The organism is Pseudomonas sp. TSO6, assembly GCF_056098905.1.
The window spans coordinates 160,736-175,691 of record NZ_JBLZWV010000069.1; the positions used below are offsets into that span (position 1 = coordinate 160,736).

Below are 14,956 nucleotides of genomic sequence, written 5' to 3' on the forward strand. Positions count from 1 at the left end.
CCCTGTGCCTTACATCCTACCCAAGGTCAGGTTGCAGATCCGCGTCACGCACCAGCCTTTCCAAGGCAACCAGGTCTGGTACCCGAGCCACCTGCTCGCCCACCTGCACCGCCGCCAGCTCCAGCCTGCCCAGCGCCACATCCACGTAGTTCAGCTGGCTGTCGAGCTTGCACGAGCGCGGTATGTCTTGCAGCAACAGCGCCAGGTAGCGCAGGCCGGTATCACCCAGTGCATTGAGCACCACCACCCGGGCCCGCTCACCGCACGGTGTTTCACCACCGCACGCCGCCTCGAAGCCGATCAGCGGCAGGCGCTGTTGGCGCCAGTCGATCCAGCCCAGGTGCCAGGCGGGGTCGCCGGGCTGGCACACCAGGTTACGCTGGCCGCTCAGCTCGGCCACCGCCACGTTGGGCAACACCAGGGTACGGTCACCCAACGGCAGCAACAGCCCGGTCAGGCTGCTGCGCTGGCCGGAAATCAGTTCAAGCATGGGTTTGGCTCCAGTGGGCAATGCTCTGCAACAGCAGCGACTCCTGATACGGCTTGCCCAGGTATTCGTTGACGCCGATGGCCATGGCACGGTCGCGGTGCTTCTGCCCGGTGCGCGAAGTGATCATGATGATCGGCAGGTCCTTCAGACGCTCGTCACGGCGAATGCGCGTGGCCACCTCGAAGCCGTCCATGCGTGGCATTTCAATGTCCAGCAGCAACACGTCGGGGCGGTGCTCTGCCAGCAGGGCCATGGCATCGACCCCGTCCTTGGCCGTGAGCACACTCATGCCGTGGCGCTCCAGCAGGCGGCTGGTGACTTTGCGCACGGTCACCGAGTCATCCACCACCATCACCAGCAACGCCCGCCGCGGCGCCGGGCCGAGCAACTGGCGCTGGGTGCCACCGCCGGGCAAGCGGGCCAGGCGCCGCTGCTGGCCGCGCAACTGGCCAAGCAGGTCGAGAATCAGCACGACCCGGCCATCGCCCAGCAACGTCGCCCCCGACAACCCGGCAACCGCAGCAAACTGTGGCCCCAGGCTTTTAACCACGATCTCGCGGCTGGGCGACAGGCTGTCGGCCTGGATGGCGAACGACTGCTCCTTGGAATGCACCAGCAGCACCGGCAACGGCACGCTCTGCCCCAGCAGTGCGGGGCGCGGCAGGCCTTGCAGCAACTCGCCCAGGTAGCGCAGCTCGTATTCGTGGCCGGCGTAGACATAGCGGGGCGTGTCCAGCTGATAACACGCCGCCAGCTCTGCCGGCGGTACGCGGACAATGCCCTCGATGGTGTTGAGCGGGATGGCGTATTGCTCTTCGCCCAAGTGCACCATCAGCACACGGTTGATCGATACGGTGAACGGCAAGCGGATCAAGAAGCGCGCGCCCTTGCCCTGGGCCGACTCGATGCTCATGGAGCCACCCAGCTGCTTGACCTCCTCGTGCACCACGTCCATGCCCAGGCCGCGCCCGGATATCTGGGTGATCTTCTCGGCGGTGGAAAAACCCGGGCGCAGGATGAATTGCAGGATCTCGTGATCGCTCAAGTCCGCCTGCGGGTCCAGCAGGCCGCGCTTGATGGCCTTGCGCCGCACCGCATCCAGGGGTACACCGGCACCGTCGTCAATCATTTCGATAACGATATCGGCGCCTTCGTGCAGCAAATTCAAATGGATGGTGCCCTGCTCCGGCTTGCCAGCGGCCAGGCGCGCTTCGCGGCTTTCCAGGCCATGGTCGACTGCGTTGCGCAGCATGTGCTCCAGCGGCGCCACCATGCGTTCGAGCACACTACGGTCCAGTTCGCCTTCGGCGTTGCCGACCACCAGTTCCACCTGCTTGCCCAGCTCACTGGCCACCTGCCGCACCACACGCTGCAGGCGTGGCACCAGGCGTTCGAAGGGCACCATCAGGGTGGCGGTCAGGCCTTCCTGCAACTGGCTGTTCACCCGCGCCTGCTGCTGCAGCAGGCCGTAGGCCTCCTGGGCACGCTGGGCCAGGGTTTCCTTCAGGTCGAGCAAGTCCGAGGCAGACTCGAACAAGGCCCGCGACAGTTGCTGCAACTGCGAGTGGCGGTCCATTTCCAGGGGGTCGAAGTCATCATAGGCATCGCTTTCGAACGGCTGGCGGCTGGAGATCCGCCCCTGGGTCTCGATGTCCAGGCGCAGCAACTGGTCGCGCATGCGCTCCAGGGTGGTTTCCATCTCGTTGAGGGTGAACTGCGCATCGTTGACCTGCTGCTCGATGCGCCCACGGATGATCGAGTGTTCGCCGGCCAGGTTGCCCAGGTCATCGAGCAACTCGGCGTCAACCTTGACCATGTCGCCTGGCGCCCGCTCTGGCGCTGTCGCCGGCACCTCGCTGGTGGCGGCTTCGACCGGCCCTTGGCCAGCTGCACTGTCGGTCAGGGCTGCGCTGCTGAAGTTACGGATATAGTCGATCAGCGCCGTGGCAGCATGCAATGGCTGCCCCAGGCGCACGGCATCAAGCATGTGCGCCAGGCGGTCATGGCAGTTCTGCAGCAACGCGAACAGTGGCGGGCTCGGCGGCAAACGCCCGGCCGCCAGCAGCTCGTAGAGAAACTCCAGTTCGTGCGCCAAATCTCCGATCGGGGCAATTTCGACCATGCGCGCCACGCCCTTGAGGGTGTGCAGGTCGCGCATCAGGTTGTCCACCTCGACGCTGCTGCGCGGGTCGGCCTGCCAGCGCGCCAGGGCTGCGGCAGCGCTCTCGACGATGTCCGAGCTTTCTTCGAGGAACACTTCCAGCAGCTCTTCGCCGGGGCTTTCCGGCTCTTCAGGCAGTGGCTCGGCCACCTCTGGCTGCAAAGGGGTATGCGACAGCCCCAGGGTATCCGTCAGGTCCATGTCCGGGTGCAGCGGGGTGACCGTGTCGATGCCCACCAGGCCGGTGGCATCCGGTGCCAGGGCCTGGTCCAGCAGGTTGCGCAGGCTGTCGACAAGCTCTGGCCGTGACGCGATATCCTGCCCGGCCGCCACTTCGTCGAGCATGTCCAGCAGGGCTTCATGGGCACGCTGCGCCTGGGCGAAAAAGCGTGCATCGGCGGGCAGGCTGCCCTCTTCTACCGCGCCATACAGGTCCAGCAAGGCCTCGCACACCTCATCCATCTGCCACAGGTCGGCCAGGTGCGCGGCGTGGCCCAGGGTGGTCATCTGGTCGAGCAGTGTATCCAGTGCGTCACGCTGGCCAGGCTGTTGCTGCCAGCGCGACAGCAACGACTCGGCATCGAGCAGAATGTCCATGGCCTGGGCGAGGAAAGTGGCCACCAACTGGGGGTCGCGCTTGCTGCGCCGGGCATGCTGCGGGTCGTCATGCACGCTGGCCAGGCGGTTATCTACTGCCTGGCCAACTGTTTCGATCAGCTCCGCTGCGCCAGGGATGGCTGCCAGCGGCGTGCTATCCAGTTGCGCCAGGCCCAGATGGAACAGCGAGCGCGCGGCTTCCAGCCATTCGATCTCGGCCATTTGCAGGGGCAGTTGATGGCCCTTGTATTCACGGGCCAGGCGGTCGAAGGCGGTGGCCAGCTCGGCGACCGGCATCACCCCGGCCATGGCGGCACTGCCTTTGAGCGTGTGCAGGGCACGTTGCAGGCCATCGCTGACCGGCGTGTCATGGCCGTCGGCGCCCTGCAGGAAGGCATCGAGGCTGGCCAGATGGCCCAGCGCCTCACTGCGGAAGATATCCAGCAACTGCGGATCGAGGCCATCGATATGGGCCGCCGCGGGTGCGTCGTTTTCAGCCAAGGCATGCAGGTGCCCCGCCAGTTGTTCGATTTCGGTCAGTTGCGGCAGCTGGCCGGCGGCAAAGTCGGCCAGCAGATCGGGCAGATGGACGAACACCTGTTGCAGGGCCACCACGCCTTCAGGGCTGAGCACACTGCGGCCCTCCAGCACCCGGTTCAGCAGGTGCTCGGCGCCCCAGGCCAGTTCGGCCACCGCTTCGGCATGCACCATGCGTCCACTGCCCTTGAGTGTATGCAGCGCGCGGCGCACTTCCCCCAGTGCTCCGCGCTGCTGGTTGTCGGCACGCCAGCGCAACCAGTGGCGCTCGATTTCCGGCAGCAACTCGCCCGCTTCTTCGAGGAACACCTCGCGCAGCTCGTCATCAATCCCATCCCCCTCGGCATCCAGGCCCGCGCGGGCGTCCGCCTGCGCACAGTGCACGCCCAACGCCGCCAGGCTGGCGCGCGCCATGTCGATGAACGGCTGGCCATCCGCCAGCGAGTCGGCCACCCGCCACTGCAGGTAGCACTCAGCGGCGCTCAGGGCCTCGGCCAGGTGGGTCAGCTCGTCAGCGGGTGGCTCATCCTCAAGGTGCTGCAACCAACGCTGCACATAGCTTGCGCAGCCGGCGATCAGCTCGGCCACGGCGGGCAGCATCAACATGGCCAACGCCCCGCGAACCTGCTGCAACAGCCCTGGCAAGGGTTGCAGGCGCTGCCGGGGCCAGTCGGACTCCAGGTAATCGCCGATCAGGTCTTTGCCCTGCTGCAATACGTTCAGCGATTCGTTCAGCACCAACTGGCGTATCTCGGCCAGGTCCGAACCTGGCAGCCCGCCTTGGCCGTTTTCCTCCAGCGGGCCGACCATGCCGTTCAGGGAGGCTTCCACATACAAGAGGGCGCCCGCTACATCCATCAACACCGCGTCGTCTACCGCCCGTTCGCCCTGGGCCAGGGCCTGCAGCGCCAGCACCTGGTCGATGATCACCCGCCGTGGTTGCTGGAAGCCCAGCACAGCCAGGGTGTCGGCTACGTGGCGCAGCGGCGCCAGCAGGGCATCGAGCTGCTCGCTGTGCTGACGGTCGCTGCGCACGAACTGGTCGAGGCGCTCCTTTATGCGCATCAGGTCGTCGCACAGCGCGGTCACCACCGACCGCAGGGCATCGCGGCCTGGCCCGGCCTGTAATTGATCGCGCCAGTTGCCCAGCGACAGGTCGAGGTTGGCCAGGTCGTCGGAGCCGGCAAAGCGCTGCGCAGCACCGCTGATCAGGCTGGCCTGGGCCAGCGGCTCGATGCCACGGCAGGCGCGCAGCTGGTTGAGCAGCGGCAGCATCACCAAGGGCAGGTCGTGGCGCGCACCGCGCAAGCGCTCAAGGTATGAGGGCAATTGCTCCAGGCCGCGGAACAACGCACCCAGGCAATCACCCCGCGGGCTCACCTGGCCGTCGGCCAGAGCCTTGGCGAACAGTTCCAGCTCTTCGGCCAGGCGCGTCGCACCTCGCAGTTCGAGCATGCGCAGGCAGCCGTGCACCTGGTGCAGGTTGTCGACCACGAAGGCCAATATCGACAGGTCGCCGGGCTCGCCGGCAAAACGCTCCAGCGCTTGGCGCGCCTGGCCCAGGCAGTCGAGGATGGCAGCCTTGGTCCAGGCCAGCGCCACCGTATCGTGGCGCTCGGGGCTTACAGCAGCAGATGCCATGGTCACTTCCTCGGCGCGGTGCCTCACTTGGGCTCGGCAGGTGGTGGCAGGGTGAAACCGGACACCGAACGGCGCATCTCGCTGGCCATGCGGGCCAGGTGGCGAATGCTGTCGGCAGTGGCACCGGAGCCGGCGGAGGTCTGCGCGGTAATCTGCTGGATGACCGCCATGGTGTGGGAGATCTGCCCGGCCGACGAGGTTTGCAGCTGGGCAGCGTCGGAGATGCTGTGGATAAGGTCGGCCAGGTTCTGCGATACCCCTTCGATCTCGGCTAGCGCCACCCCGGCATCCTGGGCCAGGCGGGCGCCGCGCACCACCTCGGCGGTGGTCTGCTCCATGGAGATTACCGCCTCGTTGGTATCGGCCTGGATGGTGCGCACCAGCGCCTCGATCTGGCGGGTAGCCGATGACGAGCGTTCGGCCAGGCGCTGCACCTCGTCGGCGACCACGGCAAAACCACGGCCGGCCTCACCGGCCAGCGAGGCCTGGATCGCGGCGTTGAGGGCAAGGATGTTGGTCTGGTCGGCAATGTCGTCGATCAGGCTGACGATGTCGCCGATTTCCTGGGAAGACTCACCCAGGCGCTTGATCCGCTTGGCGGTGTCCTGGATCTGCTCGCGAATGTTGTCCATGCCATTGATGGTGTTGTGCACCACCTCGTTACCCTTGTTGGCGATGGCCACCGAGCGTTCGGCTACCTTGGCCGATTCGTAGGCATGCGCGGACACCCGGTCGATCGACTCGACCATGTCGCCGACTGCCTCGGAGGCCTCGCTGATCTGCTCGGCCTGGTGCTCGGACGCCTTGGCCAGCTGGCGAGCGGTGTTTTGCGTGTCCTGCACGGCCGCGGCCACCTGCACGGCGCTGTGATTGATGGTGGCCACAAGGTCGCGCAGCTGGTCCACGGAATAGTTGATCGAGTCGGCAATGGCGCCGGTAAAGTCTTCGGTTACCGATACGGTCACGGTCAGGTCGCCATCGGCCAGCTCTTCGATTTCGTCGAGCAGGCGCATGATCGCCTGCTGGTTGCGTTCGTTCTTTTCCGCCGTTTCGCGCAGCTGGCGGTTGGTGGTGCGCACCATGACCAGGCCGATGAGAATGATCGAGGCCAGCGCCAGCACGCCCAGGGCATAGCCGCCCACAGTATCGAGGGTGCGCCCGCCGGCCAGGTTCTCGAAACCGTTGGCCAGGTGCGACGCTTCGTCGAGCAGGGTTTGCGACAGGCTGAAGATGTTGCCGGCAGCTTCGCGCACGCGGAACAGTTCGGGCGAGGTTTCGAGGATTTCATCCACAGAACCGGCGACGAACTGGAACAGTTCGGCGATTTCCGCCAGCCGCGCGCGGGCGTCGGCGTCTTCGACGCGGGTTATCTGGATTGCCGCGTTACCGCTAAGCATGCCCTCCAGCACTTGGCCAAAGCGCCCGGCATCGCGGCCAAAGGCGTCGGCCGCCTGGGCTGCGGCATCGTCACCGGCCAGCACAGTGTTGACCGAACCAAGAATGCGCTCGGCCAGCAACAGCTGGCGCTGGGCCACCGCTACCTGGTTGGCCGGGGCGCCGCTTTGCAGCAGGATCTCGACCACTTTCTCGTATTCCACCTGCAACTGCGGCACAGTTTCGGCCAGCGTCGCCGCCACCTGGTGCAGCGACAGCACGGTCTGCTCGCTGGCCAGGATGGTGTCGGTGTTCTTGCGCAGGTTTTCCCAGTCGCGGCGTACCGATTCCATCTCGTCACGCACCGTGGGCGGCGCCGGCGGCAGGCCGGTGGACTTGTCGCCCTGGCGCAGGTAGCCCCAGCGCCGTTCAAAATCGTTGCGAGCATCCGATAGCAGCTTGAATGCCAGGGCCTTGCCGGTGGCCGCTTCGGTGGCGTTCTTGGCGATGCGTTGCGACAACACCCGCAGTTCGCCGGCATGGCCGATGTACTGCTTGTCGTAGTTGGATTGGGTGTTCAGGTACGCGAAGTTGGCAAACAGCAGGATGATCGACAAGATCAGAATCAGGAACAGCACGGTAATCTGCGCGATGCTGCGGGTACGCGGGCTCACGGTGGTTGCGGTGACGGAGGTGGCAGGCTTGTTCACGTTCGCAGGTCCTATAACGCCACATCGAGAAAGCCCGGCGCCTGGGCAAGGGCGAAGGGGCTGAAGATCGCCCAGTTGCGTTCACGCGGGAAATGCCCCTGCACAAAACGTGCAGCGGCGCGGATCAGTGGCTGCGGCGGCGACAGCTGCAGGCTGTCCAGGTCAAAGTGCTGCAGGCCCAGTACCTCGTCCACCAGCAGGCCGACGAACAGCGCCTCGTGGTCCAGCACCAGCACCCGCCGTTGCTTGCCCGGGGCAACGTGGCCCAAGCCGAAAAAGCAGCTGAGGTCCATCACCGGCAACAACCGGCCGCGCAGGTTGGCGACCCCGCACACCCATGGCTGCACACCAGGGACGCGGCTGCTGCGCGGTTCACGCAGCACCTCGGCCACCTCGCCCATGGGCGCGACAAACCACTGCCCGGCAATGCGAAAACCGATACCGCTCCACTGTTGCAGGCGGTTGTCTTGCGGCGGTTGGTCGGCGACCAGCAAGCGACAGCGCCGGTCAATGTCCAGCAACAGCTCGAAGGCGGTCAGCGACGCGCCTTGCGGGCGGGTGGTCAAGCGCCTAGCACTTCTTTGAGCTTGGCGATCAGGTCGTCTTCTTCCACGGGCTTGGTCACGAAACCCCTCGCGCCCTGGCGCTTTGCCCAGATGCGATCGGTTTCCTGGTCTTTGGTGGTAACGACCAATACTGGAATGGCGCTGGTCTCGGGGTCCTTGCTCAATTGCCGAGTCGCCTGGAAGCCGTTGAGAACAGGCATGACGATATCCATCAACACCGCATCGGGCTTTGCCTGACGCGCCAGCGCCACGCCATCGGCACCGTTGCTGGCTTTGAGCACCTCATGACCGTGCTTTTCAAGCCATCCGGCCAATTTGTACATCTCTGTCGGCGAGTCGTCGACAATCAGAACTCGGGCCATGCTGTTTCCCCATCAGGAAAGTAAGGCCGTGCCATGGCGGGGCGCGGTCAGGGTGCGTGTTGTGGAGGCGCGGTAAACCCGGGCACGTGGGCGCGGATCGCGTCGAGCAGCTCTTCCTTGCTGAACGGTTTGGTCAGGAACTGATCAGAGCCGACCACCCGGCCGCGGGCCTTGTCGAACAGGCCATCGCGCGACGACAGCAGGATCACCGGGGTGTCCTTGAAAGCACTGTTGTGCTTGATCACGGCGCAGGTCTGGTAGCCGTCCAGGCGCGGCATCAGCACATCGACAAAGATGATACTGGGCCGGTGGTCGACGATCTTGGCCAAGGCATCGAAGCCATCACTGGCGGTGATCACCTCGCAGCCTGCTTCACCGAGCAACATCTGGGCGGTGCGGCGGATCGTGCGCGAATCGTCGATCACCATCACCTTCAGGGGTTGTTCCATAGACGCCTACCAATGGAAATTAGCTGCACTTTTAGCATACTCCGGGTGGCCATTCCATCTGCGCCGCCCCTTGACCGGCGGCGTTCGCGGCGCCACCCTGAGCCACTTTTCTTTCGATCCATCGCGGCCACCTGCCGCCAAGAGGAACCACCCCATGAGCGTTCGCCTCGGCATTGTCATGGACCCCATCGCGTCCATCTCCTACAAGAAGGACAGTTCGCTGGCCATGCTGCTGGCCGCGCAGGCCCGCGGCTGGAGCCTGTTCTACATGGAACAGCAAGATCTGTACCAGGGCGAAAGCAAGGCCCGCGCCCGCATGCGCCCGCTGAAGGTGTTTGCCGACCCGGCGCACTGGTTCGAGCTGGGCGAGGAGCAAGACAGCCCGCTGGCCGAGCTGGACGTGATCCTGATGCGCAAGGATCCACCCTTCGACATGGAGTTCGTCTACAGCACCTACCTGCTGGAGCAGGCCGAGAATGATGGCGTGCTGGTGGTCAACCGCCCGCAGAGCCTGCGCGACTGCAACGAAAAGATGTTCGCCACGCTATTCCCGCAGTGCACCACCCCAACCCTGGTCAGCCGCCGCCCGGACATCATTCGCGAATTCGCGGCCAAGCATGTTGACGTGATCCTCAAGCCGCTGGATGGCATGGGCGGTACGTCGATCTTCCGTCACCGCGCCGGCGACCCCAACCTGTCGGTGATCCTCGAAACCCTGACCGCACTGGGCACCCAGCAGATCATGGCCCAGGCTTACCTGCCAGCGATCAAGGACGGCGACAAACGCATCCTGATGATCGACGGCGAGCCAGTGGACTACTGCCTGGCGCGTATTCCGGCCAGCGGCGAAACCCGTGGCAACCTGGCCGCTGGCGGGCGTGGCGAAGCGCGCCCGCTGACCGAGCGCGACCGCTGGATTGCCGCCCAGGTCGGCCCGACCCTGCGCGAGAAGGGCCTGTTGTTCGTGGGCCTGGACGTGATCGGCGACTACCTCACCGAAATCAACGTCACCAGCCCCACCTGCATCCGCGAGATCGATGCTGCCTACAACACCGATATCGGTGGCAAGTTGATGGATGCCATTGATCGCCAGCTCAAGGCGCGCTGACAGCCAACGCGAAGCAAAGCCGCAGAGTGGGGTATGATGCCGGTCCTATTCGACTGAGCTGCTGCCCCGCCCAGCAGTTGCTGGATACCTGATGACGCTGCCCGCTGACATCCCCTCCGACCTGCTGCCGCCCCGTGTTCGCCCGGTGGACCGGCTCGGCTTTACCCTGTTCCTGGCTGCCCTGGTGCACCTGGCGCTGATTCTTGGCGTCGGCTTCACCGTGGTCAAGCCTGCCGAAATCCGCCACACCATGGACATCACCCTGGCCACCTTCAAGAGCGAGAAAGCGCCCGAGAAGGCCGATTTCCAGGCTCAGGAAAACCAGCAGGGCAGCGGCACGCTGGACAAGAAAGCGGTGCCCACCACCACCGAACTGGCGCCGTTCCAGGACAGCAAGATCAACAAGATCACCCCGCCACCCGCCGCCAGGCCCGAGGTGGTACCACCCCCTACCCCACAAAAGTCGGCGGTAGTGACGACTGCGCCCAAGCCGCAGAAGGTCGAACCCAAGCCCAAGGAAAGCAAGGCCCAGCCCAAGCCGGCGGCGCCAGCGCCCGACTTCGACAGCTCGCAGCTGTCCAGCCAGATCGCCAGCCTGGAGGCGGAGCTCTCCAACGAGCAGCAGATGTACGCCAAGCGCCCGCGCATCCATCGCCTGAATGCCGCGTCGACCATGCGCGACAAGGGCGCCTGGTACAAGGAAGAGTGGCGCAAGAAGGTCGAGCGGGTCGGCAACCTGAACTACCCCGACGAAGCGCGTCGGCAACAGATTTACGGCAATTTGCGGATGATGGTGTCGATCAACCGCGACGGTTCGCTGTACGAAGTGCTGGTACTGGAATCGTCCGGGCAGCAGGTGCTGGACCAGGCGGCGCAACGCATCGTGCGGCTGGCAGCGCCGTTTGCACCGTTTACCGGGGATCTGGCCGAGTTTGACCGGCTGGAGATCATCCGCACCTGGCGCTTTGCCCGTGGGGACCGTTTGTCCAGTAACTGACTCAGGGCCGCTTCGCGGCCCATCGCCGGCAAGCCAGCTCCCACACCGACCGCATCGGTCTCAAGCCATGTGCAGTGCCTGTGGGAGCTGGCTTGCCGGCGATGGAACGCGAAGCGGTCCCGAATCCGGCCTGTCGAGCACCTTGTCAGCCTCGCCACCTGGCGCCACACTATCCCCCATGAAAACCCTCGCCCCGAGCTACCTCAAGCACCAGTTCCTGATTGCCATGCCGCACATGGCCGATCCGAACTTCGCCCAGACCCTCACGTACATTGTCGAACACAATGAGCATGGCGCCATGGGCCTGGTGGTCAACCGGCCGCAGGAATTGAGCCTGGCCGACATCCTCGAGCAGTTGCGCCCGGACGAAACGCCGCCGGCCAGCACCTTGCAGGTGCCGATCTACCAGGGTGGCCCGGTGCAGACCGACCGAGGCTTCGTGCTGCACAGCAGCGAATGCAGCTTCCAGGCCACCGTGGCCCTGGAAGGGCTGTCCCTGAGCACATCGCAGGATGTGTTGCTGGCGATTGCCGCCGGGGTAGGCCCGAAACAGAGCCTGATCACACTGGGTTATGCCGGTTGGGAAGCGGGCCAACTGGAAGCGGAGCTGGCCGACAACGCCTGGCTCAACTGCCCGTTCGACCCGGAAATCATCTTTGACCGGGCCAGCGACCTGCGCCTGGAAGCAGCGGCCGCCAGCCTGGGCATCAACCTGCACCTGCTGACCAGCCAGGCGGGCCACGCCTGATGGCTGAACTACGCCTCTTGCTGGGTTTCGACTACGGCAGCAAACAGATCGGCGTGGCCGTCGGCCAGGTAATCACCGGCCAGGCCCGCGAACTGTGCACCCTGAAGGCGCAGAACGGCGTGCCGGACTGGGCTCAGGTGGAAAAGCTCATCAATGAGTGGAAACCCGATGCCATTGTCGTTGGCCTGCCGTTGAACATGGACGGCACCCCCAGCGAAATGAGCGCCCGCGCCGAAAAATTCGCCCGCCGCCTGAACGGCCGCTTCAACCTGCCCGTGCACACCCACGACGAACGCCTGACCACCTTCGAAGCCAAAGGCGAGCGCATGGCCCGTGGCGGCCAGCGTGGCAGCTACCGCGACAACCCGGTGGATGCCATCGCCGCCGCCCTGTTGCTGCAAGGCTGGCTGGAGGCCAATACCTGATCATCTTTGCCGCCGGGCCCGCCCGGCGCACCCTTCCGAGGAGCCCGCAATGAGCCTACCCAATCCCGCCGACCTGATTCGGCAGATGGCTGTCGACCTTCGTGCCCACCTGGCGCGCCGGGCAATCACCGAGCCCCGTTACATCGGTATCCGCACCGGTGGTGTCTGGGTTGCCCAGGCCCTGCAGGAAGCCATGGGCGACGCCAGCCCCATGGGTACCCTGGACGTCTCGTTCTACCGCGACGACTTCAGCCAGAACGGCCTGCACCCACAAGTGCGCCCCTCCGAGCTGCCGTTCGAGGTCGAGGGCCAGCACCTGGTGCTGGTAGATGACGTGCTGATGAGCGGTCGCACCATTCGCGCGGCGCTCAACGAACTGTTCGATTACGGCCGCCCGGCCAGCGTCACCCTGGTCTGCTTGCTGGACCTGGATGCCGGCGAATTGCCGATCCGTCCGAATGTGCTCGGTGCCACCCTGTCGCTGGCTGCCCATGAACGGGTAAAATTGACCGGACCCGCACCGCTCGCCCTCGAGCGCCAGGACCTCGCCTCCGCTTCCGCCCTTTAAGAGTCCCCCGCGATGACGCCAATCGACGCCAAGCGCCCGCTGCAGCTCAATGATCAGGGCCAGCTGCGCCACTTCCTCTCGCTCGACGGTTTGCCCCGCGAACTGCTCACCGAGATCCTCGACACCGCCGACTCCTTCCTGGAAGTCGGTGCCCGGGCCGTGAAGAAAGTCCCGTTGCTGCGCGGCAAGACCGTGTGCAACGTGTTCTTCGAGAACTCGACCCGCACCCGCACCACCTTCGAACTGGCGGCCCAGCGCCTGTCGGCCGACGTGATCAGCCTGAACGTGTCGACCTCCTCGACCAGCAAGGGCGAGACGCTGTTCGACACCCTGCGCAACCTCGAGGCCATGGCGGCCGACATGTTCGTGGTGCGCCATTCCGACTCCGGCGCCGCGCACTTCATCGCCGAGCACGTGTGCCCGGACGTCGCCGTGATCAACGGCGGTGACGGCCGCCACGCGCACCCGACCCAAGGCATGCTCGACATGCTCACCATTCGCCGCCACAAGGGCAGCTTCGAGAACCTCTCGGTGGCCATCGTCGGCGACATCCTGCACTCACGCGTGGCCCGCTCCGACATGCTGGCGCTCAAAGCGCTGGGCTGCCCGGACATCCGCGTGATCGGCCCGAAAACCCTGATCCCGATCGGCATCGAGCAGTACGGCGTGAAGGTCTACACCGACCTGGCCGAAGGCCTGAAGGATGTCGACGTAGTGATAATGCTACGCCTGCAGCGTGAGCGCATGGCCGGCGGCCTGTTGCCCAGCGAAGGCGAGTTCTACCGCCTGTTCGGCCTGACCACCGCGCGCCTGGCCGGGGCCAAGCCTGACGCCATCGTCATGCACCCGGGCCCGATCAACCGTGGTGTGGAAATCGAGTCGGCGGTGGCCGACGGTAAGCACTCGGTGATCCTCAACCAGGTCACCTACGGCATCGCCGTGCGCATGGCCGTGCTGTCCATGGCCATGAGCGGGCAAAACGCGCAACGTCAACTCGACCAGGAGAACGCCCAGTGACCATCAGTATTCTTGGCGCCCGGGTCATCGATCCCAAAACCGGCCTGGACCAGGTCACCGACCTGCACCTGGACGGTGGCCGCATTGCCGCCATCGGCGCCGCGCCAGCCGGCTTCAGCGCCAGCCGCACGATCCAGGCCGATGGCCTGGTTGCCGCACCGGGCCTGGTCGACCTGGGCGTGTCCCTGCGCGAGCCGGGTTACAGCCGCAAAGGCAACATCGCCAGTGAAACCCGCGCAGCCGTGGCCGGCGGTGTCACCAGCCTGTGCTGCCCGCCGCAGACCAAGCCGGTGCTGGACACCTCGGCGGTGGCCGAGTTGATCCTGGACCGCGCCCGCGAGGCCGCCAACAGCAAGGTGTACCCGATCGGCGCCCTGACCAAAGGCCTTGAAGGCGAGCAACTGGCCGAGCTGGTGGCCTTGCGCGACACCGGTTGCGTGGCCTTCGGCAACGGCCTGAAACAAATCCCCAACAACCGTACCCTGGCCCGCGCCCTGGAATACGCCGCCACCTTCGACCTGACCGTGGTGTTCCACTCCCAGGACCGCGACCTGGCCGAGGGCGGCCTGGCCCACGAAGGTGCCATGGCCAGTTTCCTCGGCCTGTCGGGCATCCCGGAAAGCGCCGAAACCGTGGCACTGGCGCGCAACCTGCTGCTGGTGGAACAAAGCGGCGTGCGTGCGCACTTCAGCCAGATCACCAGCGCCCGTGGCGCACAGCTGATTGCCCAGGCGCAGGAACTCGGCCTGCCGGTGACGGCCGATGTGGCGCTGTACCAGCTGATACTCACCGATGAGTCGCTGCGCGAGTTTTCCAGCCTGTACCACGTGCAGCCACCGCTGCGCACTGCCAAAGACCGGGATGGCCTGCGCGCCGCGGTCAAATCGGGCGTGATCCAGGCGATTTCCAGCCATCACCAGCCCCATGAGCGCGACGCCAAGCTGGCCCCGTTCGGCGCCACCGAGCCGGGCATCAGCAGCGTCGAGTTGCTGCTGCCACTGGCCATGACCCTGGTGCAGGACGGCCTGCTCGACCTGCCGACCTTGCTCGCCCGCCTGAGCAGCGGCCCGGCTGCCGCCCTGCGCCTGCCGGCCGGTGAGCTGAAAGTGGGTGGTGCGGCCGACCTGGTGCTGTTCGACCCGCAAGCCTCCACCGTTGCCGGCGATGAGGCCTGTGCAGGAGAGCACCAACCATTCATCCCCCCGG

At 65.6% G+C, this 14,956-nt stretch carries 12 protein-coding genes and 1 pseudogene; 7 read left to right on the plus strand and 6 right to left on the minus strand.

Annotated elements, in window-relative coordinates:
* Positions 1 to 16: 16 nt before the first annotated feature.
* From ACN6NG_RS27615 to ACN6NG_RS27640, 6 genes are read right to left on the minus strand one after another with little or no spacing between them, the layout of a single operon-like run.
* A complete protein-coding gene (locus ACN6NG_RS27615) occupies positions 17 to 490 on the minus strand; it encodes a chemotaxis protein CheW (RefSeq protein ID WP_016489537.1) in 474 nt (157 codons plus the stop codon).
* Complete coding sequence (locus ACN6NG_RS27620) at positions 483 to 5,426, minus strand: hybrid sensor histidine kinase/response regulator (protein ID WP_474317211.1); 4,944 nt, start codon at positions 5,424 to 5,426, stop codon at positions 483 to 485. Before ACN6NG_RS27620 ends, ACN6NG_RS27615 begins: the two co-directional genes overlap by 8 nt.
* A gap of 23 nt (positions 5,427 to 5,449) precedes the next feature.
* Positions 5,450 to 7,474 carry a methyl-accepting chemotaxis protein gene (locus ACN6NG_RS27625; RefSeq protein ID WP_224372594.1) on the minus strand — a complete coding sequence of 675 codons (2,025 nt, stop codon included), beginning with the start codon at positions 7,472 to 7,474 and terminating at the stop codon, positions 5,450 to 5,452.
* A gap of 47 nt (positions 7,475 to 7,521) precedes the next feature.
* On the minus strand, positions 7,522 to 8,076 hold the full coding sequence (locus ACN6NG_RS27630) for a chemotaxis protein CheW (RefSeq protein WP_019471556.1): 555 nt from the start codon (positions 8,074 to 8,076) through the stop codon (positions 7,522 to 7,524).
* Positions 8,073 to 8,438, minus strand: coding sequence for a twitching motility response regulator PilH (gene pilH / locus ACN6NG_RS27635; RefSeq protein WP_016489541.1), 366 nt, complete (start codon positions 8,436 to 8,438; stop codon positions 8,073 to 8,075). The genes ACN6NG_RS27630 and pilH overlap by 4 nt, the downstream gene beginning before the upstream one ends.
* A 47-nt stretch (positions 8,439 to 8,485) precedes the next feature.
* On the minus strand, positions 8,486 to 8,887 hold the full coding sequence (locus ACN6NG_RS27640) for a response regulator (RefSeq protein ID WP_474317215.1): 402 nt from the start codon (positions 8,885 to 8,887) through the stop codon (positions 8,486 to 8,488).
* 154 nt (positions 8,888 to 9,041) lie between these two features.
* Between ACN6NG_RS27640 and gshB the strand changes: the two genes are divergently transcribed.
* The 7 genes and pseudogenes from gshB to ACN6NG_RS27675 all read left to right on the plus strand — a co-directional run.
* A complete protein-coding gene (gene gshB / locus ACN6NG_RS27645; RefSeq protein ID WP_063423350.1) occupies positions 9,042 to 9,995 on the plus strand; it encodes a glutathione synthase in 954 nt (317 codons plus the stop codon).
* Positions 9,996 to 10,086: 91 nt separating this feature from the next.
* Positions 10,087 to 10,992: an energy transducer TonB gene (locus ACN6NG_RS27650; RefSeq protein ID WP_016489544.1), complete on the plus strand. Its 906-nt coding sequence runs from the start codon at positions 10,087 to 10,089 to the stop codon at positions 10,990 to 10,992.
* 178 nt (positions 10,993 to 11,170) lie between these two features.
* A complete protein-coding gene (locus tag ACN6NG_RS27655) occupies positions 11,171 to 11,740 on the plus strand; it encodes a YqgE/AlgH family protein (RefSeq protein WP_132845165.1) in 570 nt (189 codons plus the stop codon).
* On the plus strand, positions 11,740 to 12,165 hold the full coding sequence (gene ruvX, locus ACN6NG_RS27660) for a Holliday junction resolvase RuvX (RefSeq protein ID WP_016489546.1): 426 nt from the start codon (positions 11,740 to 11,742) through the stop codon (positions 12,163 to 12,165). Before ACN6NG_RS27655 ends, ruvX begins: the two co-directional genes overlap by 1 nt.
* Before the next feature lie 49 nt (positions 12,166 to 12,214).
* Positions 12,215 to 12,733, plus strand: coding sequence for a bifunctional pyr operon transcriptional regulator/uracil phosphoribosyltransferase PyrR (pyrR, locus tag ACN6NG_RS27665; RefSeq protein ID WP_403008447.1), 519 nt, complete (start codon positions 12,215 to 12,217; stop codon positions 12,731 to 12,733).
* A 12-nt stretch (positions 12,734 to 12,745) separates the two neighbouring features.
* Complete coding sequence (locus ACN6NG_RS27670; RefSeq protein WP_016395343.1) at positions 12,746 to 13,750, plus strand: aspartate carbamoyltransferase catalytic subunit; 1,005 nt, start codon at positions 12,746 to 12,748, stop codon at positions 13,748 to 13,750.
* Positions 13,747 to 14,949: pseudogene (locus tag ACN6NG_RS27675) on the plus strand (dihydroorotase); the annotation flags it as partial. The gene ACN6NG_RS27670 and the pseudogene ACN6NG_RS27675, both read left to right, overlap by 4 nt.
* Positions 14,950 to 14,956: the final 7 nt, after the last annotated feature.